Origin of the sequence: Spirosoma sp. SC4-14 (assembly GCF_037201965.1) — a bacterium.
In the GTDB taxonomy this organism is placed as follows: Bacteria; Bacteroidota; Bacteroidia; order Cytophagales; family Spirosomataceae; genus Spirosoma.
On sequence record NZ_CP147518.1, the window covers coordinates 1,482,482 to 1,507,124 of the forward strand.

Genomic DNA, 24,643 nt, shown 5'->3' on the forward strand with positions numbered 1-24,643 from the left:
TCTGCCCGTGCTCCGCATTTTGCCACCACTCACACTACTCGAACGGTCATGCTCCGAAACTATTTCAAAATTGCCTGGCGCAACATCATCAGGAACAAAACATTTTCTTTTATCAATGTGCTGGGGCTGGCATTAGGCATGACCGGTAGTTTGCTGATTCTCTTATGGGTGCAGAACGAGCGTAGCATCGATCAGTTTCATGCTAATGGCCCCCGGATTTATCAGGTACTTGAAAACCAGCAGTGGACAGGCAACGATATTAGTACAACACCCGCTACGCCAGGTCCGTTGGCAGCAGCCTTAACAGCCGAAATACCAGAAATTGAAAAAAGCGTTAAGATAACCTGGGAAGAAGAGCATTTGCTAACTGTTGGCGAAAAAGCCTATAAAGAAAAAGGTCGCTATGCGAGTCGTGATCTGTTTCAGATTTTTTCGTTTCCGTTGGTTCAGGGTAATCCAAAAACGGCCATTGCGGGACCTTCGTCCATTGTTATTTCCGAAAAAGTAGCCATGAAACTCTTCGGCCGAACCAACGTAGTAGGCCAAACGATTCGCGTCGATAATAAAGACGATTATCAAATAACGGGTGTTGTGCAGGATATTCCGGCCACATCGTCGCTGAAGTTCGATTTTGTATTGCCCGAAGAGCCATACGAGAAACAGAATGAGTGGCTCACCAAATGGGATAACAATGGGATTCGAACGTTTGCGCTCCTGCATGCCAATGCAGATAGGGATGCCGTCAATAAGAAAATTCTGAACTTCGTTAAGAAGCACGACAAAAACGTGACCACCATCACCACGTTTCTGTTTCCGTATGAGGCTGCCTACCTCCAGTCGAAATTCACTAATGGAAAGCCCGATGGTGGCCGCATTGAATACGTTCACCTGTTCACGGTTGTGGCGGTTTTTCTGCTGATTATTGCCTGTATCAACTTCATGAATCTGGCCACGGCCCGATCGGCAAAACGGGCTAAAGAAGTAGGTATTCGGAAAGTGGTAGGTGCCGAACGTAGTTACCTGATCGGGCAGTTTGTGGGCGAAGCGATGCTGATGGCGTTGATGTCGCTATTGATTGCGATTGTTCTGACGCAACTGCTTTTGTCTCCGTTCAATACACTTACCGAAAAACACATTTCCATTCAATACAGCAGTCCGTTCTACTGGTTAACCTTGCTGAGTCTGGCTCTGATAACGGGCATTGTAGCGGGCAGTTATCCGGCTTTATTTCTGTCGTCGCTCCAACCGATTAAGGTCCTGAAAGGAACATTGCGGTTTAAGGCCGGTGCCGTTTTCCTGCGGCAGGGACTCGTGGTATTTCAGTTTGCTTTGTCGCTGCTGCTGATTATCGGAACGCTTATTGCCGGGCGACAGGTCGATTATATCCGTACCAAAAATCTGGGACTTGACCGCGAAAATGTGATCTATATGAGCCTGGAAGGCGATTTGTCCAAGCGGTTCGACTCGTTCCGGGAAGAGTTGCTGCGGGCCCCCGGTATTCAGAATGTATCGTCGGCGGGCAATGATCCGATGGCTATCGGTAGTTCAACAATCGGGGTCGAATGGAAAGGCAAACCGGAGGGAGATAAAACCCTGTTCACAAATATGGGCGTCAGCTACGATTTCGTCAAAACGATGAAAATCAAACTACTGGGCGGTCGCGAGTTTTCGAAAGGTTTCGTAACCGACAGCACCAACTACCTGGTCAACGAAGAAGCCGCCCGCCGAATGGGTATGAAAGACCCGGTTGGACAGGATTTGAAATTCTGGGGCAGATCTGGCAAGATTATCGGTCTGATGAAAAACTTCCATGTCAACTCGCTTCGGGTGGCCATCGAACCGCTGATTCTTCGGCTCGATTCAACAAACTATACGCTGTTGGTTCGCACGTATCCGGGGCAAACTGAGCAGGCATTGAAAAGTATGGAGCGGTTGGCGAAACAGTTTAATCCCGCCTATCCGTTTGCCTATCGTTTTGCCGATGAGAGCTTCCGGGAGCAGTACAAAAGTGAAACGCTGGTAGGTAAACTGGCGAATTACTTTGCCATCATTGCCATTTTCATTGCCTGCCTGGGGCTGTTTGGTCTGGCAATGTTTACGGCCGAGCAGCGGACGAAAGAAATTGGCGTTCGGAAAGTACTAGGCGCATCAGTGCCCAGTATTGTGCTGCTGCTCTCGCGCGATTTCCTGAAACTGGTGCTGATTTCTATTTTCATTGCGTCGCCCATTGCCTGGTATGTCATGAACCAATGGCTCGACAACTATGTCTACAGGATCGGGGTTGAATGGTGGGTGTTTTTGCTGGCAGGTATATTGGCCATTGCAATTGCACAACTAACAGTTAGCTATCAAAGTATTAGAGCTGCATTGATGAATCCGGTAAAATCGCTTCGATCAGAATAGGCTGGAGCGACGGACTTAGGGCTATTGCTTGTTCGTGATTGTATCGCGGATGCTGGAGGTACGCGTCTGCGACGCTCATACGGTTGCGTAGCGTCGCAGATGTGTATCGTTCACTATCGGACGGAGGTATGTCCAGAAACGGACATTCATAGCGTAAGCGATAATCAAAAAAAGGCTTTTTGGGGCTGTTTAGGTATTATTGGGTAGTTGGCACCGCATTTGATCGACATTATCGTATAAAATAACCAGGCCATGAAACGAACCTTTCTTGGGGAGTTTGAAGAAGTTGTACTGCTAACGGTTGCCATTCTGGACGAGGGCGCCTATGGCGTTACGGTCACGCAGGAAATTGAGCAGAAAACCGGACGTGCTGTGGGTTTTAGCACCGTTCATACGACACTGCAACGGCTGGAAGAGAAAGGCTTTCTGGCATCGCACATGGGCGGAGCCACAGCCGAGCGTGGCGGCCGACGGAAACGTTTTTTTACGATCACGGCGGCTGGTCGGAAAGCATTGGCTGAGGTGAAGCAAACGCGTGAACAATTGTGGAATGCCCTTCCACCAGAGACATTGCAATTGATGGTCTGAATAAATGGCATAGTGCATAGGGTTGTAAGAATCTGCGTCTTCTTTCTCTATGCCCCAAGCCCCAAGTCCTATGCACTACACACCACCCCGTTTTGCCACCTGGCTGCTGGAGTTGTTCGGCCACCCCGACACGGGGGAGGAGGTGCAGGGCGATTTGCTGGAATTGTATGTTTACTGGGTTGCAACGGTGGGCAAACGGAAGGCCGATTGGCGGTATAGTTGGAGTGTATTAAAGCTACTGAGGCCGTTGGCTGGATCATCAAAAAAAGAACAGTATACACCACCTTTTTCACTAGGCCCTGCTATGCTACTGAATTATTTTAAAATCGCCTATCGTAATTTACTCAATAACAAGGGGTTTTCAGTCATAAATATCACCGGACTTGCGTTGGGGATTGCCTGTTCTATCGTTTTGTTCCTATTCATTCTCGATGAGCTAAACTTCGACGCATTTAATAAAAAAGCCAGCCAGACCTATCGGCTTTACGTTCACAGTTCGATTAACAACGAAGAAGCAAACAATGCCAAGACGGCACCTCCGGCTGGCCCTACACTCGTGCAGATGCTCCCTGAGGTGCTTACTCAAACACGTATCGGTTACTTTGGCGGACACGAGTTGCGGTATAAAGACAAGATTTTTAGGGAAAACAGAATCTACACGGCCGACTCCACCTATTTCGATGTCTTTACGCTTCCCTTCATTCACGGCGATCCGTCGATTGCCCTCAAGAATCCAAACAGCATTGTTCTGACCGAAACCATGGCCAGAAAATATTTCGGGCAGGAAAACCCGACGGGGAAATCGTTGCTGGTCGACGGAACAAACTTGTATCAGATTACGGGCGTCATGAACGACTTTCCCGATAAGTCTCATTTCCATTGTGACTTTCTTTTGTCGATGTCGACCTATCCCGAGGTTAATCAACAAAACTGGCTGCAAGGGAATTACTCCACTTACATTGTTCTTAAAGCGGGCGTAGATCCTACGCGGGTCGAGCGCAAAATGAAACAAGCCGTTCTCGGCCGTTTAGGACCTGATCTTGAAAAAGCATTGGGCTTTTCTATGCAGCAATTTCTGGCCAACGGCAATGTATTTGAGTATCGCATGCAACCGTTGTTATCCATTTATCTGCACGCAAAACGGCAATACAATATCGACCCCAATACAGAGTGGGGTGGCGCCAGAATTGGCGACAGTGTGTACGTGTATATTTTCTCGGTGGTGGCGTTATTTATTCTGCTGATTGCGGTCATCAATTTCGTCAACCTATCAACAGCCCGTTCCGAGAAGCGCGCTAAAGAAGTAGGCATCCGAAAAGCCATTGGTTCGAGTCGCTTAAAACTAATGGGGCAGTTTACGACCGAATCCATATTGCTGACTGGCCTTTCGGTCCTTGTGGCGTTGTTTCTGGTACAACTCATGCTTCCCGGCTTCAACCAGATAATAGGTCGACAGTTGACATTACCCCTTTTTACTCATGCATATACCATTCCGGCGCTACTTGCTTTTACACTCATCGTAGGCCTGCTGGCGGGAAGTTATCCGGCCTTTTTTTTATCGTCTTTTCGGCCGGTCGAGGTCTTAAAATCGGGTGTACAAAAAAGAAAATCCTCCATACGTAGCCTGTTGGTGATTACCCAGTTCTCGATATCCATTACGCTAATTCTGGGTATGATCATCATCCGAAACCAATTAGGGTATCTTCAGCATAAAGACCTTGGATTCAACAAAGAGCACTTACTCTCGATCAACAATGCAGCCGCTCTGGGCGATAAACTCAAGCCATTTAAAGCCGAGTTATTGAAAAATCCAGCCATCCTATCGGTCAGCAACACATCCCTATTATTTGCAAACGGCATTCCAGGAAGTGGTTATTTATTCGGAAAACGGTCGGGCAGCGACCCCGTTTTATGCCAGTATCTGGACGTTGATGCGGATTTCGTCAAAACGTTTGCGGTGCCGTTAAAAGCCGGACGCTTCTTCTCCAACGATCGGCTGGCCGACAGCACCGCCGTGGTCATCAACGAAGCGGCCCTGCACGCATTTAATACGAACAGTCCGTTAGATCATGAACTTACCGAAGTCGATGTAAACGGCTCTAAAACGTATAGAATCATTGGTGTTATAAACGACTTCAATTATGAATCGCTTCACCGCCAGGTTCGTCCGCTGGTGTTTCACCTTAGTCCTGTCCGGCAAGCCGCCAGTATTTTAACCATTCGCATTCAGCCCAATGCCACAAAAAATGCGATTAATTACATCGAAGAAACCTGGCAACGATTCGAAAAAACAGACCAATGTCACTATTCGTTTTTAGATGAGCGACTGGCCCGACTTTACGAAGCAGAACAAAAAACGAGTATCATCGCTACGGTTTTTTCGGCCCTGGCCATTTTTATTGCCTGCCTGGGTTTGTTTGGTCTGGCCGTTTTCATAACCGAGCAACGCACCAAAGAAATTGGCATTCGTAAAGTGTTAGGGGCTAGTATTGCCGAAATCCTGTTTCTGTTGTCGCGACAATTTATTGCCTGGGTGGCCATTGCCATTCTGATTGCCTCGCCCATTGCCTGGTACGCCATGAGCCAATGGCTCGACAACTTCGCTTACCGCGTCGATATTTCGTGGTGGGTATTTGTTCTGGCCGCTTTTCTGGCCATTGGGATTGCCTTATTGACGGTGAGTTTTCAGAGCATCAAAGCCGCGTTGGCTAATCCCATAAAGTCGTTACGATCAGAATAAATGGCATAGTGCATAGGGTTGTAAGAATCTGCGTCTTCTTTCTCTATGCCCCAAGCCCCAAGTCCTATGCACTACACACCACCCCGTTTTGCCACCTGGCTGCTGGAGTTGTTCGGCCACCCCGACACGGGGGAGGAGGTGCAGGGCGATTTGCTGGAATTGTATGTTTACTGGGTTGCAACGGTGGGCAAACGGAAGGCCGATTGGCGGTATAGTTGGAGTGTGTTAAAGTTACTGAGGCCGCTGGCTCGGCAAAATCGTCCTCTACAGTATACACCACCTTTTTCTCTTAGTCCTGTTATGCTGCGTAATTATCTGAAAATCGCCTGGCGGAACCTCGTTCTCCACAAATCATTTGCGATAATTAATATCGTGGGACTGGCCGTTGGGCTGGCCACTTGTTTGCTTATTGTGCTGTTTGTTCGCCATGAGCTAAGCTATGATCGCTACAATGCTAAAGCCGACCGCACCTACCGGATGGTTATCCATGCTAAACTGGGAGGTAAGGAAATGAATGCTGCTATGTCGAGCGTACCGGCGGGTCCGGCATTAGCCCACGATTATGCCGGTATAGAAGCTGTTACGCGCACGGAGCAGCAAGGATCGTTTGTTGTGAAGCACGGTCAGGAAAGTTTTAAAGAAGAACATGTAGTGTTTGCTGATTCTAACTTTTTCCAAACCTTTTCGATACCACTCCTGAAAGGAAACCCCAAAACGGTTCTGACCGAACCCAATACGCTGGTCGTAACGGAAAGCATTGCTCATAAGTACTTTGGCAATCAGGACCCGGTTGGCCAAACGCTGATGTTGGGTACCAGCGGGCAATTTCGGGTAACGGGGGTGTGTCAGGATGTGCCTCTCAATTCACACTTTCATTACGATATTTTTGGGTCGATGCGGTCGATCCACTTGCGCGAAACCTGGCTGACAAGTGGTCTGATGACATACATAGTACTCCAGCCGGGCTACTCTGCACAGGCTATTGAGGCAAAAATTCCGCAGATGGTCAATAAGTATGTGGGCCCCGAAATACAACAACTTTTGGGTATGAGCCAAACCGATTTCACTAAGAAAGGAAACAGTTTTGGTTTTCAGCTTCAGCCCATTACTGATATTCACCTTCACTCTAATTTTGAGTCGGAAATTGAACCAAACAGCGATATCAAATATATCTATATCTTTTCCATTATCGGGGTTTTCATTCTGCTGGTGGCCTGTATCAATTTCATGAATCTGAGTACGGCGGGTTCGGCCGGGCGTGCCAAGGAAGTAGGCATTCGGAAAGTGCTGGGATCTATACAGCAGCAACTGATTGGTCAGTTTTTAAGTGAATCGGTTCTGATCACGTTTATGGCACTGGTGTTGGCCATTGGAATTATCGCTGTTGTGTTGCCCGGATTCAATCAACTAGCGGGGCAGCAATTTGAACTGAAGGCATTGACTGATGGCTGGATGGGGCCTGCCGTTGTGCTGGGGTGTGTACTGATTGGATTGCTGGCAGGGAGTTATCCGGCTTTTTTTCTATCGGCTTTCAGGCCAGTGAGTGTACTGAAAGGTCGCTTACTGGCGGGTTCTAAAAGCGGATGGCTCCGCAATACGCTGGTTACAATTCAATTTATGGTATCGATCGGAATGATTATTGGTACACTGGTCGTTTACCAACAACTTAATTTTATCCAGCATAAAAAAGTTGGTTTCGATAAGTCGCAGGTACTCATTGTGCACGATACCTATACACTGGGCAATAAATCGGATGCTTTCAAAGTCGAACTGGGCAAGCTATCGCAGGTGCAGGGCGTTACATTAGCGGGTTATTTGCCCGCAGGCCCGTCGAACAGTGCTACCGATGGATTCAGGCCCGACAATGGAGACGCTCAATCGAGTCCTTACCGCGAAAAGAATTATTATGTCGATGAAAACTACCTGCCCACACTGGGTATCAAACTGGCCTACGGGCGAAATTTCTCGAAAGCATTTCCATCCGACAGTGCCGCGGTTTTACTGAACGAAGCGGCTGTGAAACGATTTGGTTTTAAAAACCAGAGCGCCATAGGGCAATACGTTTGGGCCGTTGGCGATGGCAGTCCAACAAGCCAGCGTAAGTATAAGATAATTGGTGTAGTAAACGATTTTCATTTTGAGTCGATGCACCAGCAAATAGCTCCTCTGATTCTGTTTTATGGGCAGGATAATTATCAGATGGCTGTTCGCATCCAAACAGGTGATGTTCCAGAGTTGCTGAAAAAAATAGAACAGACCTGGAAAGCCCAGACCGATTTGCCTTTTGCTTATTCGTTCCTCGACGAACGCTTCAACGCCATCTATAAATCGGAGCAGCGTGTGGGGCAGTTGTTCAGCATTTTCGCCAGTCTGGCCGTCATAATTTCGTGCCTGGGATTGTTCGGTTTAGCCATGTTTACGGCTCAGCAGCGTACCAAAGAAATTGGTGTTCGCAAAGTGCTGGGTGCATCGGTCGCCAGTGTCGTGGCATTACTTTCCAAAGATTTTTTGAAACTGGTATGTATCGCTATTCTGATTGCGTCGCCCATTGCCTGGTATGCCATGGATCGATGGCTGGCCGATTTTGCCTACCGAATCAACATTCAGTGGTGGGTATTTGCGCTGGCTGGTTTGCTTTCGGTTGGCATTGCGCTGGTAACGGTTAGTTTTCAGAGTATCAAAGCCGCGTTGGCCAATCCGATTACTTCTCTTCGATCTGAATAAAGGCATCGGGTATGGGGCGATTACGAATCCGCGTCTGTTCACCCTATACCCCAAGCCCTTCGCCCTATGCACTACAAACCACCCTACTTTGCCACCTGGCTGCTGGAGACCTTTGGTCATCCTGATACTTCGGAAGAAGTGCAGGGCGATTTGCTGGAACTCTACGTCCATTGGGTGCAGACGGTGGGCAAGCGGAAGGCCGATTGGCGATACAGTTGGAGTGTATTTAAACTTTTGCGGCCCCTGGCCCAATCAAAAACAGCTAAAGAGTATCCTTCTCCTTTTTCATTAGGTCCTGCTATGATTCGCAACTATCTAAAAATCGCCTGGCGCAACTTAGCGCACGCCCGCGTTTTCTCGCTCATTAATGGATTTGGCCTGACTGTAGGCATTGCCTGTGCATTATTGGTTTTTCTGGTTATTCGCCACCAGACCAGTTACGACCGGAATCATAAAAATGGCGATCGGGTTTATCGGGTCCAGACCGTAAATAACAGCGACCCGAATCCACACCCCGGCACCTACACCGAGATGGCAACGGTGTTGCGGAGCGAAGCGCCTGAACTGGAAACCGTTGTGCCAATTATGAATAAATGGGGGAAAGGCCTGGCAATTCCAGAATCGGGTGCGTTTTTTAAGGAGCGTGTGGTTTTTACTGATCCTGGATTATTTCACTTGCTGGATTACCAGTGGCTTACGGGCAACGCCAGGACGGCCCTTGCGCGGCCCGATCAGGTGGTCTTGACCGAATCGTATGCCCGAAAGTTTTTCGGTACCACGGACGTTGTTGGTAAAACAATTCGCTACGATAACAAAGAGGATTTGCGCGTAACGGGCATACTGAAAGACCATCCTGAAACCACCAATTTTCCATTCGATATATTGATTTCGTATCCGACGCTCAAGCGCGTAGAACCTGATTTCGATTCGCACGGATGGAGCGGTTTTGGTGATGATTTTCAGGTATATGCGTTACTGAAACCGGGCTTTAAACCCGAGCAGCTAACGCGCCGGTTCCATGCCATTCAGGTTAAATATCAGAAAGATCCGAAAATGGTAGAGAACCAGCATTTTGCCCTGAACCCGCTTTCGGAACTGCACTATTCATTCAATTTCAGCGGTCGGCAGGCCAACAAAAAAATGCTTAATACGCTGGCTCTGATTGGCCTGTTTGTTTTATTCATTGCCTGCATCAATTTTATCAATCTGACTACGGCGCAGGCACTCAAACGAGCCAAAGAAGTCGGGATTCGCAAAGCGGTTGGTAGTAACCGACTGTCGTTGATTTATCAATTCCTTACCGAAGCTGGACTGATTACATGGATTGCTACCCTGATGTCGGTTCTGCTGGCGTGGCTGGTGCTGCCTGCCGTTGCCAACATGATGGGTTTACCGTTGGCAGCATCTGATTTGTTCTCCTGGCCGATTGCGCTGTTTTTGGGCGGTTTAGCAATTGTAACTGCCCTTTTGGCTGGTACTTATCCAGCTTTCCGGCTGTCGGGAATGGCACCAATATGGGCGCTAAAAAGTAATAAGCTTCCGCGGGGTGAACGTAGGGTTACATTACGACAGGGATTAGTGGTTGTTCAATTTACCATTGCCATGGTGCTGATTAGCAGTGCTCTGCTTATTCGGCAACAACTCTCTTTTTTCCAGACGGCCAACCTGGGGTTCAATAAAAATGCCATCATCACGGTTAGCCTGCCCGACAATAAGCCCGAAAAACTGCAATCGCTACGGGCTCAGCTAATGGAATCGCCACAGATCAAGGATGTTAGTTTTTCGTTCAACAGTGCCTCGGCCGAAAGCAACTGGATGCAGGGAATGCAGTATCGGACAGGAGCAACGGCCATTGAAGTTAAAACTCAGATGAAAATGGGCGATTCGCATTACCTCGATACCTATGGTATTCAACTACTGGCCGGGCAGGGTTTTCGGGAGGGTGATACAGCCTATTTCAAGGTGCTTACCAACGAAGTTTTCCTCAGCCGAATTGGCATTAGTGATCCCCGAGCCGCCATTGGTCAGAAAATCTATTATGGCGATGGACCACAGTTCGCTACCATTATTGGCGTTGTTAAAGACTTTCATGTCAACTCGTTGCATCAGAAAATAGACCCAACGCTGATTCAGGTAGTACCGAACAATTTCTATCAGGCAGGCATCAAACTGAAAAGCGAGAAGCCAACGGCCGAATCGATTCAATCGGCTTTGGCTACCCTTGAAAAAGCCTGGAAAGCAACGTTTCCTGATCAGGTTTTTGCGTACGATTTTCTGGATAAAACCCTGGCCGATGCCTACAAAAACGAAACCCGCACCGCTCAACTAATTGATACCTCAACGCTGATTGCTATTCTGATTTCCTGCCTGGGGCTTTTCGGGTTGGCTACGTTCACGGCCGAGCAGCGTACGAAGGAGATTGGTGTCCGAAAAGTACTGGGAGCTTCGGTGGGCAGTATTGTTGCGTTGCTCTCCCGCGATTTTCTGAAACTGGTATTGGTGGCTATACTGATTGCGGCTCCTGTTGCCTGGTATGGAGTAAGCGAGTGGTTGCAGAATTTCGAGTTCAAAATTCAAATCCACTGGTGGGTATTTGTGCTAACAGGTCTATCGTTAGTGTTGATTGCGCTGTTGACCGTTAGCTTCCAGAGCATCAAAGCTGCGCTGATAAATCCAGTGAAATCGTTGCGGTCAGAGTAATGATATTGACTATTGGTCATCGACGGTTCGGTTGAAGCAGAGGACGAACCGTCAATGACCAATAGTCATCATTAGTAGTCCTGGAATCATCAGTAGTCCGTCCAGATACAGATAGTAGGCATAATCCGATAGTGGCGATTGGAGCCGTTGGGAAGTTAATACGAGCAGGATCATGGGCAGACTCAGGCAGATGAGCGTTTCGGGACTGACATCCTGATAAAAAAGTGCCACAAGGGAAAACATATAGATCACTACCAGAGCCCGGAAAAATAACTGGGCCTGTTGGTTTGTCAGCATCGACACAAGGGTAAGCCATTTCGATTTACCGTCATCGCTTCGGTCGCGGTAGTCGAACCAGAAGGCAATGCTATAGATGAACACAAACCAGGTTAGGGCCCAGGTGAATATTCGGAGCCCGTTTGGAGCGTTGGTTGTTGCGTTGATTAGCAGCGGTAGCCCAACCGTAACATAGGTCCAGACCATAGACAGATAGGCTGTTTTCAGAATGGCAATTCGACGGAGAGCCAGAAAGGGCCAGAAATTTAGTTTGGGAGCGGTATACAGAAAGGCCAGTATCACCACCGGGAAGAGGTCATACAGGTATGTTTTCAATATATACAACTCACGCAGCCCAATAAGCGCCGATACCAGAAACAGCAGCAGAAGCAGCTTTTTGTGCTGTTGATTCCAATGAAGTCTTTGCGTTCCGGCGGGAGATAAGTCGGCCGGTAAATCGGTCAGGTACCAATGTAGGGAATAGCTGCCGAGGGTACCCGCAAAAACAAACGCCAGGAGCGATCTGGGAAGCGCCAGATCGAACAGCAGTGCCGTGGTCTGGCACATAATAACGGCGCAGAACGCAATGTAGGCATTGCTGAATAGAATGAGCTGAAGGAGGGATTCTAGAAAGCCAAGCAGGGCCCGACGCATTCGATCATGGTCAAATAATTGCGCCAAAGATACTGAACACATCCAAAGAACGGCATGTGCGTCTGTTGGTCTGGTTTTTTTAATCGACCGTTAAGCCAAAGTAAGAGAAAAGATGTGTCTGTAACCTTTTCAGAAAACGGCGGTTTTCCCCGGAAATCCTTCCTGTCGCTTATGTTGTTTCTCCGAATTACTACTGTTCTTGTTTGGTTGATTACTACACTCACAAGTGGGCAACTATTACCGGCGCAAACTCAACAGGTCGACACATTGATTTGGCGCGAAATGCGCGAACGCCGGATTCCTGGCGTACAGGTTGCCGTGGTGCAGCATGGCCAGATTATACTGTCAAAATCGTATGGAGTCGCCACTATTCAGCAATCGATGCCAGTTACCAACCAGACCGTATTTTCAATCAACTCGTGCACCAAGGCTTTTACGGGTGTAGCAATCATGCAGTTGGTAGAGGCCGGGAAAGTCGATCTCGAAGCACCCGTATCCCGCTATCTTCCTGGGTTACCCCAAGCCTGGCAACCCGTAAAAATTAGGCAACTATTAACGCACGTCTCTGGCCTGCCCGACATTCTGCGGAAAGTGCTTAACCCGGCAACGGGCGCTTTTATGGGGCAGGATAATGAGGAGTCGGCCTGGGCAAAGGTGCAGCAGTTGCCAATGGAGTTTCCAACCGGTGAGCAGTTTAGCTACAATCAGACAAACTACGTTTTGCTGGGTAAAATCATTGATAAATTTAACCAGAAACCGTTTGCGGAGGTTTACCGGGACAAACAGTTTTTGGCTGCCGGAATGCTGCACACCTGCTTTGGCGACTCGCGCGATGTGATTCCAAACATGGCGCGCGGTTATCGGTATGTTACGCGGTTAGATGGCCGGAATTTGAATGAAAGTAAATTGGTTAACGTCTATGAAGAATTTCCGGGGTTTCGCCGGGCCGCGTCCGGCATAAATAGTACGGCCGAAGATCTGGCCCACTGGATTGGGGCACTGCAACAGGGTAAAATCCTGAAAACGAAGGATGCGCTCAATACACTTTGGAGACCCGGCACCTATAACAACGGTTCACCAACGCAGTGGGCACTTGGCTGGGTCTCTAAACCTCGTCCAAAACACCCCGCCGTTACGGCTACGGGCGGTGGACGCTCGGCTTTTTTTGTATATCCCGACGATGATCTGGCCGTTATTGTACTGACGAATCTGTCGGGTTCGTATCCCGAAGATTTCATCGACGAACTGGCCGGATGCGTTGACCCCGACATACCGGCCTCTGATCCAATTACGGCTTTACGGATGCAGTTACGAAAGCGCGGTTTCGATCGGGCAATTGAGGTAGTTAACGACGAACAGAAAAAAAACTCTGATTTCAAGCCCTCAGAAAATGACCTCAACGACTGGGCTTACCGGATGATGAGCCAGGGACAATTAAACGAAGCACTGGGTGTTTTTAAACTGAATGTCTATCTGTATCCGCAAAGGTGGAACGTCTACGATAGTTATGGCGAAGCTCTTTTTCGATCGGGTCAGAAAGATGCCGCCATTGCGATGTATAAAAAATCCATTGCGCTTAATCCTAACAATCAGGGTGGTAAAGCCATGCTGGAGCGCATTCAGAAATAATCCCAATCAATTAACAATTGGCTGATGTTGCCAGTTATGGTGCTATTCGCAGACCATTTACTTACTAACGATGAACAGCACCGCAACTGATCTGGCAGCCGTACGGGATAAACTAGCCCTCACCGAACTGGTTAACCGTCTGTTTATGTACACCGACGACCGAAACTGGCCGGGTTTACGCAATGAGGTTTTCACCGAGAATGTCTACCTCGATATGGAATCGAACGGAGGGGCTCCGCCGGGTCTTGTCACGGCTCAATCCATTACCGACGGTTGGCACAAAGGCTTTCAGGGGGTTGATGCAATCCATCATCAGGGTGGGCATTACCTGATTACGGTCAATGGCGATCAGGCCGATGTGTATGGATACGCGGTGGCGACGCATTATCGCACGGCGGCCTTACACGGCAAAACCCGAACGTTTGTGGGGAGTTATGACATCAAAGCCGAACGAACCCCGAACGGCTGGCGAATCAATCAGTTGAAATACAACCTCAAATACGCCGACGGCAACGCATCGCTGCAATAAGCGGGAAGTACCAGCCATTAGTTGGCTGATTCGAGATTTACGGAGGTCCATAATAACTGGTACTTCAATTTCAGGAATTATAGGAAACATGCACCATTGACGAGGCTGCTTCTTCCAACCATTGTCAACCTGATGCATTACTCCTCCATTAGTCTGGAATTTTGCAGCCTTCGTTTAATTTTTGTCTAAGTTGGGCTTCCAACCCCGTGCCATCAATAGCCGCCCAATGCTCTATGATTCGGTTTTCGGCCATTCGGTAGAACCGGTATCCTGTTGTGCTCACTTGAGCGCCGGTTGCTTCGATCCCACGCCATAGGCCAATGTGCGTCATTATCATTTTAACTTTCAGTATCGTCTTATTGTCTTCAGCAACTTGGTCTTCGATAACAGTTTGGTGGGAAAATGACTGGCTGGTGGCTTGAATCCATGTTAATAACCCACGACGGTCGGCGGGTAAGACTGTAGGTAAGGAATGGTCAACATAGTCAGCATGAAGATACGTATCGAGTTTACCATACTGTTGTTGGTTCCAAACCTCTTCAATGAAGTTAATAGCCAATTGTTTCACTTGATTTTGTCTCATTGTTTTCATTGTTTAATGAAAGCAAATGTAGAAAGTGAGTCAACGGTGAATGTGTGATAAAAGTCAAAAAAAGAAATTACTTCAGGCGACGAATCCGGCTTAATGTTTCCCGCCGAATGCCTAAATAGGAGGCCAGTTGACCCAATGGAAGCCGCTGAATAAGGTTGGGATTTTTCTGTATCAATAAATCGTATCGCTCCTTAGCTGAATATACCGATAACCAGGAAGTATATTCCTGCTGTTCTTCCAAAAGTACTTCCAGCAGCATTCTGCCTAAGGATTCGATCTGGTGTGACTTTTGGTAAAGATGAGCCAGATCTGTTTTGGCCATGCTCAATACCCGCGACGGCTCCAGTGCCTGAATAGTTAACTCACTCGGCTGCTCGTTACGCAGGCTTTTTAAATCCGTTAAAAACGAATGTTCAAGATTAAAGGCAACATTTCGTTCATCCCCATCTTTAAGCTGAAAGCTCCGGGTAAGTCCCGTTTGGAGAAAAAATATGTGTTTACATACCTGACCAGGCCGTAGTAGCAGTTCTCCCTTTATCAGATGATGCTCAGTGAGTATGCTAGCGAACAATGACCAGTTGCTTTCATCAAGCTGGCTTATTTCTCTGAGAGCGTCGAGCATGATAAACTTGTTGTAAAAAGGGTGTAGTTAGGGGTAGTTCTACTGAAATTAGTACAAGTGGTTTTGCTGACAAGATAGTTAACCGTTAATAGCCGCTCTGAAAAATACTGAAAATAGACCAGAATCAGGGCTAATTCGATATGAATACAAGAAAACGATCACTGGCGATTAGCTGCGACGTTATCATTATTCTTGTCATTATGTCATGAATTGTTGTAATTGACAGGTACGATCCAAACACCAGTGAATATAAGCCTTCATCTCTTCGACCTTATTGTTATCCTGGGCATTGCGCAGGGATTGCTGTATGGTATCCTGTTGCTGATGAAGTATGGGCGTTATCCCAGCAAACAGTTGCTGGCTTTTTTGCTGTTTGTTTTCTGTATTCTTAGCGCCAAAATCCTATTGCATACGCTGGGGTTATGGCAAAATCCGCATCTGCGTTATTTTCCGCTGGCTTTCGATCTCACCATACAGCCGCTGCTTTACCTCTATGTGATCTCACTGACTCAACGGAACTTCGCGTTTAAGCGGGTACAGCTACTTCATTTTGTACCTACGCTGCTTTTCATGCTTCATGCCGTGCTGGTTTACAGTCGGACTCAGACGACGGATAATCTGGCACTAAAGGATCAACTCGCTGAAACGCTTTATTTCAATACGATTAAAACCGTTGAGGATGTATTATCGGTGCTGGCGGGCATTGCGTACGGAGTTCTAAGCTATCGTCGGCTGGTTCGTTACCGGCAATGGCTGTTTAATTCGATTTCCAATCCGGCTTACCCAACCTATAGGTGGCTGCGTACGATGCTGGTTATAATGGGTGGGGCCTTGCTGCTGCTTGGGGTGAATCTTTTTCTGGATACAGTTGGCTTCAACAGTCGCTATTTTTTTCACTGGCAGGTATTTTACGTGTATCTGGCCGCCAATGTGTATTACCTAGGCATTACCGGGTATCAGCAGCCACCGTTCGAGGTTGCGTTTGATGAATCGGTAGCCGATCCGTCGCCGAAACGTATGCTCGATACGCTGAAAGACGAGCAGATTCTGGACCTGAAAAATCGTATTGAAACCGCTATAGAGCAGGACCATGTTTTTTTAGACCCCGATCTTAACCTGAATAGTCTGGCTGGTCACCTGAATGCTTCACCGGGCGTTGTATCGGCGGTGATCAACAGCGAATTTGAGAAAAGCTTCCGTAGGCTGATTAACGAACGGCGCGTTGACGAGGTAAAACGTCGGCTGACCGATCCTGCCTATAAACATTTGTCGATACTGGGCATTGCGCTGGAAACGGGTTTTAATTCGGAAGCCAGCTTTTACCGGATTTTCAAATCCGTAACTGGGCTGTCGCCCCGGCAATACACGGCCCAAAATACTCCTAAAACCGCTAATGAGAACTCTCAAAAGCTAAAATGAGAGGTTTGCCGGCTGGCTACATGCGTGTTTTGCTACGACAATTTTTCGTTCAACGCAAATCATCATCGTCATGCATCAGGTGCGCTTCGCTCTATTTCTGGTCATTATTTCGCTATCCACCGTATCAGCCCAATTGCAGGAGCCGGTTCAAAAGAAAGGTTCTTATCTGTTAAAAACTCAATGGGATCAGTTTGGTCCCTATGCCTGTTACACGCCCGACAACCATGTGCTGGGTTGCTGGAGTACGGCGCTAGCCCAGATTTTTTATTATCATCGGCTTCGGCCCACAGGCGTAGTTTCGTATCAATGTTCAAAAGGGTATCGAATTGAAGATACGCTGGCGAATCATGCTGTAACCTGGGATCAGTTTGCAACGCGTATTGAGCCGACTACTTCCGAACTTGCCCGGAACAATGTGGCCCGGTTTTCGTACATGACCGCCGAAGTGATTCGCAAAGATTTCGGGACGAGCCAGTATCTGGAAATGGTAAACCCTGTGGGGCAAATCAATGCGTATTTCCCTTGTCAGGCCGAGTTTTATGTATCGTTCACCGAGCCTATTCCGATACCGAAAGCCCAGCTAGACGCCATCGCCCGAAAAGAAAACATCCAGCATGTGCTGCAACGCGACGAGGTAATGGATCTGATTCGGCGCGAAATTGATGCGAAACGACCCGTGTATTTTCATTTTGGGAATTTTACTGACTACGGCCATTCAACAGTTATTGATGGCTATCGGGCTGAGGCCGACACGTTTTGGGCGCATATCAACTACGGTTCTGGTGGAAAGCGTAGCGGCTGGTACGATCTGTTTAAACCCATTGATGTCGCCGACGACATAAAACTCCACGCTTTTATCACCGTCAACCCGAATTAAGTAGTTACTGGTCATTAGCCGTTTGCTCGTCTAATGACTAATGGCAAACTTGGAGGGCAACTCATTTATCCGCAACTTGCTTTTTTATTGCCGATTCGCTGATTTTCATGAAAACAATCGCCCTCTTTTTAGCCCCGCTGCTGCTGAGTTTCCTGTTCACAACCAATCTCGCCGAAGTTACCAGCCAGTCACGAACTACAGTTTCGCCCCAAGCGGCCAAACCGCTCATGACGGGCGCTGATCAGGTATCGGCTTATTTACCGTATCTGAAAGGAAAACGGATTGGTATGGTGGTGAATCAGACTTCGATCATTGGCAATAAACCGAGCGTTGATAGTTTGCTGAGTTTGGGCGTAAATATTGTTCGAATCTTCGGACCCGAACACGGCTTTCGCGGCAATGCCAGTAACGGAGCCAAAGTAGACGATGCTGTCGATTCGAAAACTGGTATTCCAATTATTTCGCTGTACGGCAAGAACAAAAAGCCCTCGCAGGAACAACTAGCTGATATTGACCTGATGGTGTTCGATATTCAGGATGTGGGTTGTCGGTTTTATACCTACATCAACACGCTCAACCATGTAATGGAAGCCTGTGCCGAGCACAAAAAAGAGCTGATGATTCTGGACCGGCCCAATCCAAACGGGTTCATCATCGACGGGCCTATTCTGGAGAAACACCTCTATTCGGGTATTGGTATGCATCCCATTCCCATCACGCACGGCTGCACTATCGGCGAATTTGCGCAGATGATCAACGGTGAAGGCTGGGGTGGGCTGCCGGGTAAAAATCTATGTAAGCTCAAGATCATCAAGGTGGCTAATTACACCCACGATACGCCCTATACATTGCCCGTTATGCCATCGCCCAACCTCAATACCCAGCAGTCGATTATGCTTTATCCCAGCACCTGCTGGTTCGAAGGAACGATCATCAGTCAGGGACGGGGTACCTATATGCCATTCACCGTTTTGGGAGCACCGGCTCTGAAAGGTATTTATTCGTTTTCGTTTAAGCCAGTCAGTATCAAAGGGATGAGCGAGACACCACTGCATCAGGATACCGAATGTTATGGACTTGACCTACGGAACTACGACACCAATATTTTTCGAAAAACGCGCCAGCTTAACCTTCAGTGGCTGATCGAGTTATACAAAGCGTACCCCAACAAAGCTCAGTTCTTCGATACAAACTATAGTAATCAGATTGGCAATTTCAACTTCCGCAGCGGCAACGAGGCCCTTAAAAAACAAATTATGGCGGGCGTTTCGGAAAAAGAAATCCGCAAAAGCTGGGAGCCGGGTCTGTCGGCCTATAAACAGATGCGGAAGAAGTATCTGCTCTATCCGTGATTTTTTCGATAGGATTGACAGGATCAAATACGCTTGAATCAAACCAAACGGACCCTGTCAATCCTGTCGAAAAAAAATTAATGATTCACTAGTTTCATTGCTCCTTCGCTGTAGCGGGCACCGGTATTCGGATAGCGGGCAACCAGTTTATCGATGGCGTTTAAATCGCTGGCTGATAATGTCAGATCGATAGCAGCCGCATTTTCTTCCAGATATTTCCGCTTTTTGGTGCCGGGAATGGGAATCATGTCGTCGCCCTGGGCCAACACCCAGGCCAGTGCAAGTTGGGCCGGGGTTGCGCCTTTCTCCTGAGCTAAAGTTGCAAATGCCTGCGCCAGCGATTGATTGTTTTTCCAATTTTCACCGCTATAGCGAGGGAGGGTTCTGCGGAAATCATCATCCGAGAACTGGCTGGCATTGAGCGTGTTAGTGACAAGTCCACGGGCCAATGGCGAATACGGGACCAGCGTAATCCCCAACTCTCGCACTGTATCCAGAATTTCACCTTCCACATCCCGGGTCAGCACCGAATATTCACTCTGAAGTGCTGCAATGGGGTGAACGGCATGGGCTTTCCGAATCGAAGCCGCTGAGGCTTCACTCAAACCCAGGTAGCGAACTTTCCCGGCTTTGACCAGATCGGCCATGGCTCCTACCATGTCTTCGACAGGTACGTTAGGATCAATTCGATGGGCGTAGTAAAGGTCGATTGTGTCGATTTTTAGCCGTTGCAGACTTTTGTCTACGGCTGTTTTCAGCCACGCGGGCGATCCGTCGAAGTAGGTACCGGGGGCATTGCTGGGGCCAGCAACTCCATCGCGGAATCGGAAGCCAAACTTGGTAGCAATAAACACCTTGTCTCGGTTCGGAACCAGCACACGCGAAATCAGTTCTTCGTTCTGACCATTGGCATACATGTCGGCCGTGTCCCAGAAAGTAATGCCAAGGTCAAGTGCTTTGTGTAGTGTAGCGATACTTTCAGTGTCGTCGGTAGGGCCATAGGCAAAGCTCATGCCCATGCAGCCAAGACCAATGGCTGATAGTTGTTCGTCTGTGTTTCCTAAGCGTCTGTATTTCATGACTTGTTGTGTTGAGTGACTAGTAGTCATTGATCAACTGGTTACCGGACGAATGGGGTAATAAATACCTGCCGTATGATCAATGCCAATTGATGCACAAAAGTAGAGCGCCTGTTCTGAAATAGGTTTATAGGATTCACACAGATGATTATAAAAATCAAACAGCTACACTACGCGCTTCGCCAGGTGTAAGGCCCGTATGTCGCTTAAAGAAAATATTGAAATAGGTCGGGTAGTCGAAACCAAGACTATAGGCAATTTCGGCGATGTTCCAATCGGTATGTTTGAGCAAAGCCTGGGCTTCCTTAACAATCCGGGCCGATATATGATCGGTGGTTGTTTTGCCGGTCGTCTCTTTTACTGATCGGTTCAGGTGATTGACATGGACCGACAGGCTGTTGGCGTAATCGTTTGCCGTTTTTAAGACAAGGGCATTTTCGGGAGTGTCGATTGGGAATTGCCGTTCCAGCAACTGAATAAACAGCGCAGTTATACGGGCCGATGCGCTAATCTGCCGTTCAAAACTTTCGGCGGGTTGCATCTTCATAGCTTCGTGGATGATCAAATGCAGGTAATTCCGCAACAGGTCATATTTATGCGGGTAGGACGATGCTATCTCAATCATCATCTTCTGAAAAATGCCTGATAAGTCCTGTAATTGCTGTGTGTTGATGAAAAAGACGGGATCTCCTCCAATTTTGAATAACGGCGATTCCGAAAGTGTCTCTTTTCGCTCGTAGGGTTGTATAAACGATTCAGTAAACAAGCAGAACCAGCCTTGCTGATCATCAGAAGCGGCTTCCCAGGAATAAGGAATCACCGGATTTGAAAACAACAGCGCGGGGCGGTCAATCAGAATCCACTTATTGGCATAATACAACTTGCCAGTGCCAATAATGAGCGAAACTTTATAAAAGTCCCGGCGTATGTAGGGCGTTTTCTGGAAACATGACGCTCGCGTAAAGACATTGAAGTGGCCTGGACCTGCATTATTTAACGAAAGAGCAGAGGCATTTGCCTGCGGTACACGATGATAAAACTCCTGAATACTCTCCATATTATTCATCGGGCGAATTTATAAAATTCAAATAAACTAATGAAGTGCCTTTTTTTGGGCGGAAAGTCGTCGAACGCTCATGCTATACTCGTGGACAAGCAACAGTTTCTGACAGAATTGAGGATGTATTCCTGAAACAAACCGTGCCTGTGTGCCTAATCAGAAATGAAGTGAACGCTTATCGCCTGTCTCAATAATTCCCGTTCACAATCGGACGGAACGTGTCCACTTTCGGACAGTACTATCGTAATGATTTGCGGTAATCTATTAAAAATCAGTGATTTGTCTTCATGGCACGGCTGTTGAATAACCTGCTTTAATTATCCTGTAGGATTTCATGAAACCTAGTCTACTTTTCTTAATGCTTGGTATCAGTCTGGTGTCGTTCGGTCAGTCGTCGCTCAATACCGTTATCAACGAAGATGGTAAAACGCTGTCTATTCTGATTGAGGGTAAGCGCAACGGCAAGCCAATCAATTATGACCGGAAATTCGATGTAACGAAGCTAAGTAGTTCCGAAAAAGAAGCTTTGAAGAATCGCGTACTGGATTCGCTGGGATTAGGTCAACCAACTGCCAATTCCGAAGCAGTCGTAGAACGGGATCGGTCTACAGCAAACGGAGTCGGAACGTCGGTCAGTAGCCGAACATCAGGGCGTGTGGTCGTGAGTACACCGAAGCCCCCCACACCACCAGGCCCACCCGCCGATGCTGGCCAAACGGTTGTTACGTTCCAGTGCGAAAGCTGTGCCGGAAAAGTAAAACTGGAAATCAGTAGTGCATTGGAAGATTTTGCCATTGAACGCGATGCCAAAGCCGGTACCGATAAGCGAATGTTTCCGTATCAGGTACCACTAACACCGGGTGAATATCATCTGAAATATTACCAGAATGGCGTATTGCAGATGCAGTCGATCTTTAGTGTTAAAGCCGATGAATCGAATGAGGTTATGATAAAATAGCAGGGTGCTTCGCACGGGGATTCCCCGCTCTCCCCGCGCGAAGCACCCTGCCCCAACCCTATGCTCACAAACTACATCAAAATTGCCTGGCGGAACATTGTCCGCAACAAAACCTTCTCGGCCATCAACATTCTGGGATTGGCACTGGGTATGGCGTGTAGCCTGCTCATTTTTCTGTGGATTCAGGATGAGCGAAGTGTGGATAACTATCATGCCAACGGCCCACAGCTTTATAACATTATGGAGCGCCAGTACTACGATGGTAAAGTTGTGGCCCACGGCGCTACCCCCGCTCTTCTGTCGGATGAGTTGAAAAAACAGTTTCCTGAAATACGCTATGCTGCCGGATATACGGGCTGGGATGCCAATATGACCTTTGCCGTTGGCGATAAGGTAAACAAAGTGATGGGGCATTGGGCCGGGGCCGACTGGTTTAAGATGTTCAGTATTCCGCTGCTGGCCGGAACGCCACAAACCGCCCTCAATGAGCCAAATAATCTGGCCATTTCACGAAAAGTGGCCGATAACTATTTTGGTAGCCCACAGGCCGCCATCGGCAAGTCGATGCGGGTCGATAATGCCAAAGATTATCAGGTAACGGCAGTGTTTGACGATCTGCCCGAAAATTCGTCGGACAAATACGATTTTCTGCTGAACTGGCACGACTGCATCGACCGCAATAGCTGGATGAAAGAATGGGGTAACAACGGCCCCCGCACCCGCATTATGGTAGAACCTAATACGGATGTGGTCAAACTGGAGGCTAAGCTTAAGTCGTTTCTGAATAAATACAACAAAGAACTTAACGAGAGCTTCAACATCGAACTTTTTCTACAGCCATTCGGGCAGGCTTATTTGTACTCCAATTTCGAAAACGGTCAGCAATCGGGTGGGCGTATTGAGTATGTGCGGCTGTTTGCTATTGTAGCGGCCTTTTTGCTGCTGATTGCCTGCATCAACTTCATGAACCTGGCAACGGCCCGCTCGGCGCGTCGGGCGCGTGAGGTGGGCGTACGGAAAGTGATTGGTGCAATGCGGAGTCTGCTGGTTGGGCAGTTTGTTGGTGAGGCTCTGATGCTTACAGTATTGGCGCTGATTATTGCACTTGGCGTTGTGTATTTGTTTTTGCCAGCGTTCAATTCACTAACGGGTAAACACATTAGTCTACAGCCAACTCAGGCTTCGTTCTGGGGCGTTATTCTGGGTATGACGCTGGCAACCGGCATCGTAGCAGGTAGTTATCCGGCACTGTTCCTGTCGTCGCTCAATCCGGTTCGGGTGCTGAAAGGTTCACTGAAATTTGGTTCGGGCGCCCGCCTGTTTCGTCAGGGGCTGGTAGTGTTCCAGTTTACCTTGTCGATGTTACTGATTGTTGGAACCATCGTTGTCTATCGGCAGGTCAACTACATACAGACCAAGAATCTGGGATATGATCGGGAAAACCTGATCCGACTATCGGCCGATGGCGAACTGGGTTCGAAATACGAAACATTCAAGGCCGAAATTCAGCAATTGCCGGGCGTCCAGACGGTGTCGTACATGGACGAATCGCCTACCAATCTGGGCAGCAGCACGGGGGGCGTAGAATGGGTCGGTAAAGACCCCAACGTAAATATTCAGTTCACACAGACGGGCGTAGGCTACGACTTTGCGAAAACGCTCAACGTGAAAGTACATGGCCGCGATTTCTCGAAAGAATACGGCATGGATTCGACCAACTATCTGGTCAATGAGGCCGCTGTGAAACGCATTGGCTATAAAAATCCGGTTGGTCAACCAATAACCATGTGGGGCAAACCCGGCAAGATTATTGGCGTGATGGAAGACTTTCATTTTCAGTCACTGCATGAGCCCATCCAGCCCCTGATTCTTCGCCTGAACCCGAAAGCCTCGGGTCGAAGCATCCTGATTCGGACGCAGCCGGGTCAGACCAAACAGGCGCTGACGAGTCTGGAAGGCTTCTGCAAAGCGTTTAATCCAAAGTTTCCATTCAGTTATCAGTTTGTTGACGAAGAATATGAGAAGCTATATAAAAGCGAAACCATAGTGGGAAGTCTGGCTAATTATTTTGCGTTTCTGGCCATTTTCATCTCGTGTCTGGGGCTGTTTGGCCTGTCGGCCTTTACGGCCGAGCAGCGGACGAAGGAAATTGGTGTTCGCAAAGTGCTGGGTGCTTCGGTAAACAGCATTGTTGGCCTACTCTCGCAGGATTTTCTGAAACTGGTTTTACTGGCTATTGTCATTGCGTCGCCACTTGCCTGGTATGTGATGAACAACTGGCTCCAGGGCTTTGCCTATAAGACCGATATTACGTGGTGGATATTCGCGCTGGCGGGCGTGCTGGCCGTTCTGATTGCCTTTTTTACGGTCAGTTTCCAAAGCATTAAAGCCGCGTTGATGAACCCGGTGAAATCACTTCGATCGGAATAAAAACAGCCCCC

General features: G+C 48.1%; 17 protein-coding genes. 12 read left to right on the forward strand and 5 right to left on the reverse strand.

Annotated features, from left to right (window positions below):
• Nucleotides 1-48: 48 nt before the first annotated feature.
• The 5 genes from WBJ53_RS06085 to WBJ53_RS06105 all read left to right on the forward strand — a co-directional run bounded on the left by WBJ53_RS06085 (nt 49) and on the right by WBJ53_RS06105 (nt 11,155).
• Entirely contained in the window at nt 49-2,403 is a 2,355-nt protein-coding gene (locus WBJ53_RS06085) for an ABC transporter permease (RefSeq protein WP_338875175.1), read from the forward strand.
• Nucleotides 2,404-2,655: 252 nt separating this feature from the next.
• Entirely contained in the window at nt 2,656-2,991 is a 336-nt protein-coding gene (locus tag WBJ53_RS06090) for a helix-turn-helix transcriptional regulator (RefSeq protein WP_338875176.1), read from the forward strand.
• A gap of 49 nt (nt 2,992-3,040) precedes the next feature.
• The gene (locus WBJ53_RS06095) at nt 3,041-5,731 is read left to right on the forward strand and encodes an ABC transporter permease (protein ID WP_338875177.1); all 2,691 of its coding nucleotides are present in this window, start codon (nt 3,041-3,043) and stop codon (nt 5,729-5,731) included.
• Nucleotides 5,732-5,776: 45 nt separating this feature from the next.
• Complete coding sequence (locus WBJ53_RS06100) at nt 5,777-8,455, forward strand: ABC transporter permease (RefSeq protein WP_338875178.1); 2,679 nt, start codon at nt 5,777-5,779, stop codon at nt 8,453-8,455.
• 66 nt (nt 8,456-8,521) lie between these two features.
• Entirely contained in the window at nt 8,522-11,155 is a 2,634-nt protein-coding gene (locus WBJ53_RS06105; protein WP_338875179.1) for an ABC transporter permease, read from the forward strand.
• Between the two features lie 51 nt (nt 11,156-11,206).
• Here WBJ53_RS06105 and WBJ53_RS06110 read toward each other — a convergent pair whose 3' ends face one another.
• Complete coding sequence (locus tag WBJ53_RS06110; protein WP_338875180.1) at nt 11,207-12,112, reverse strand: hypothetical protein; 906 nt, start codon at nt 12,110-12,112, stop codon at nt 11,207-11,209.
• 144 nt (nt 12,113-12,256) lie between these two features.
• On the opposite strand from WBJ53_RS06110, the gene WBJ53_RS06115 reads away from it, so the two are divergent.
• Together WBJ53_RS06115 and WBJ53_RS06120 are read left to right on the forward strand one after the other, a co-directional pair.
• Nucleotides 12,257-13,714 carry a serine hydrolase gene (locus WBJ53_RS06115; protein WP_338875181.1) on the forward strand — a complete coding sequence of 486 codons (1,458 nt, stop codon included), beginning with the start codon at nt 12,257-12,259 and terminating at the stop codon, nt 13,712-13,714.
• Nucleotides 13,715-13,784: 70 nt separating this feature from the next.
• A complete protein-coding gene (locus tag WBJ53_RS06120; protein ID WP_338875182.1) occupies nt 13,785-14,243 on the forward strand; it encodes a nuclear transport factor 2 family protein in 459 nt (152 codons plus the stop codon).
• Between the two features lie 148 nt (nt 14,244-14,391).
• Here WBJ53_RS06120 and WBJ53_RS06125 read toward each other — a convergent pair whose 3' ends face one another.
• Together WBJ53_RS06125 and WBJ53_RS06130 are read right to left on the reverse strand one after the other, a co-directional pair.
• On the reverse strand, nt 14,392-14,826 hold the full coding sequence (locus WBJ53_RS06125) for an ester cyclase (protein WP_338875183.1): 435 nt from the start codon (nt 14,824-14,826) through the stop codon (nt 14,392-14,394).
• 76 nt (nt 14,827-14,902) lie between these two features.
• Nucleotides 14,903-15,457 (reverse strand): Crp/Fnr family transcriptional regulator, encoded by a 555-nt coding sequence (locus WBJ53_RS06130; RefSeq protein WP_338875184.1) that lies wholly within the window; start codon nt 15,455-15,457, stop codon nt 14,903-14,905.
• Nucleotides 15,458-15,700: 243 nt separating this feature from the next.
• On the opposite strand from WBJ53_RS06130, the gene WBJ53_RS06135 reads away from it, so the two are divergent.
• From WBJ53_RS06135 to WBJ53_RS06145, 3 genes are all read left to right on the forward strand, one after another.
• A complete protein-coding gene (locus tag WBJ53_RS06135; RefSeq protein WP_338875185.1) occupies nt 15,701-16,876 on the forward strand; it encodes a helix-turn-helix domain-containing protein in 1,176 nt (391 codons plus the stop codon).
• A gap of 70 nt (nt 16,877-16,946) precedes the next feature.
• The gene (locus WBJ53_RS06140) at nt 16,947-17,753 is read left to right on the forward strand and encodes a C10 family peptidase (protein ID WP_338875186.1); all 807 of its coding nucleotides are present in this window, start codon (nt 16,947-16,949) and stop codon (nt 17,751-17,753) included.
• A 107-nt stretch (nt 17,754-17,860) separates the two neighbouring features.
• Entirely contained in the window at nt 17,861-19,105 is a 1,245-nt protein-coding gene (locus tag WBJ53_RS06145) for a DUF1343 domain-containing protein (protein WP_338875187.1), read from the forward strand.
• A 77-nt stretch (nt 19,106-19,182) separates the two neighbouring features.
• Here the strand turns inward: WBJ53_RS06145 and WBJ53_RS06150 are convergent, their stop codons facing one another.
• Both WBJ53_RS06150 and WBJ53_RS06155 read right to left on the reverse strand, forming a co-directional pair.
• The gene (locus WBJ53_RS06150) at nt 19,183-20,184 is read right to left on the reverse strand and encodes an aldo/keto reductase (protein ID WP_338875188.1); all 1,002 of its coding nucleotides are present in this window, start codon (nt 20,182-20,184) and stop codon (nt 19,183-19,185) included.
• A 157-nt stretch (nt 20,185-20,341) separates the two neighbouring features.
• Nucleotides 20,342-21,250, reverse strand: a complete 909-nt coding sequence (locus tag WBJ53_RS06155; protein ID WP_338875189.1) for a helix-turn-helix domain-containing protein — start codon at nt 21,248-21,250, stop codon at nt 20,342-20,344.
• Between the two features lie 328 nt (nt 21,251-21,578).
• On the opposite strand from WBJ53_RS06155, the gene WBJ53_RS06160 reads away from it, so the two are divergent.
• Both WBJ53_RS06160 and WBJ53_RS06165 read left to right on the forward strand, forming a co-directional pair.
• Nucleotides 21,579-22,202: a hypothetical protein gene (locus tag WBJ53_RS06160; RefSeq protein WP_338875190.1), complete on the forward strand. Its 624-nt coding sequence runs from the start codon at nt 21,579-21,581 to the stop codon at nt 22,200-22,202.
• Nucleotides 22,203-22,262: 60 nt separating this feature from the next.
• Nucleotides 22,263-24,632, forward strand: a complete 2,370-nt coding sequence (locus WBJ53_RS06165) for an ABC transporter permease (RefSeq protein WP_338875191.1) — start codon at nt 22,263-22,265, stop codon at nt 24,630-24,632.
• The last annotated feature ends 11 nt before the right edge of the window (nt 24,633-24,643 follow it).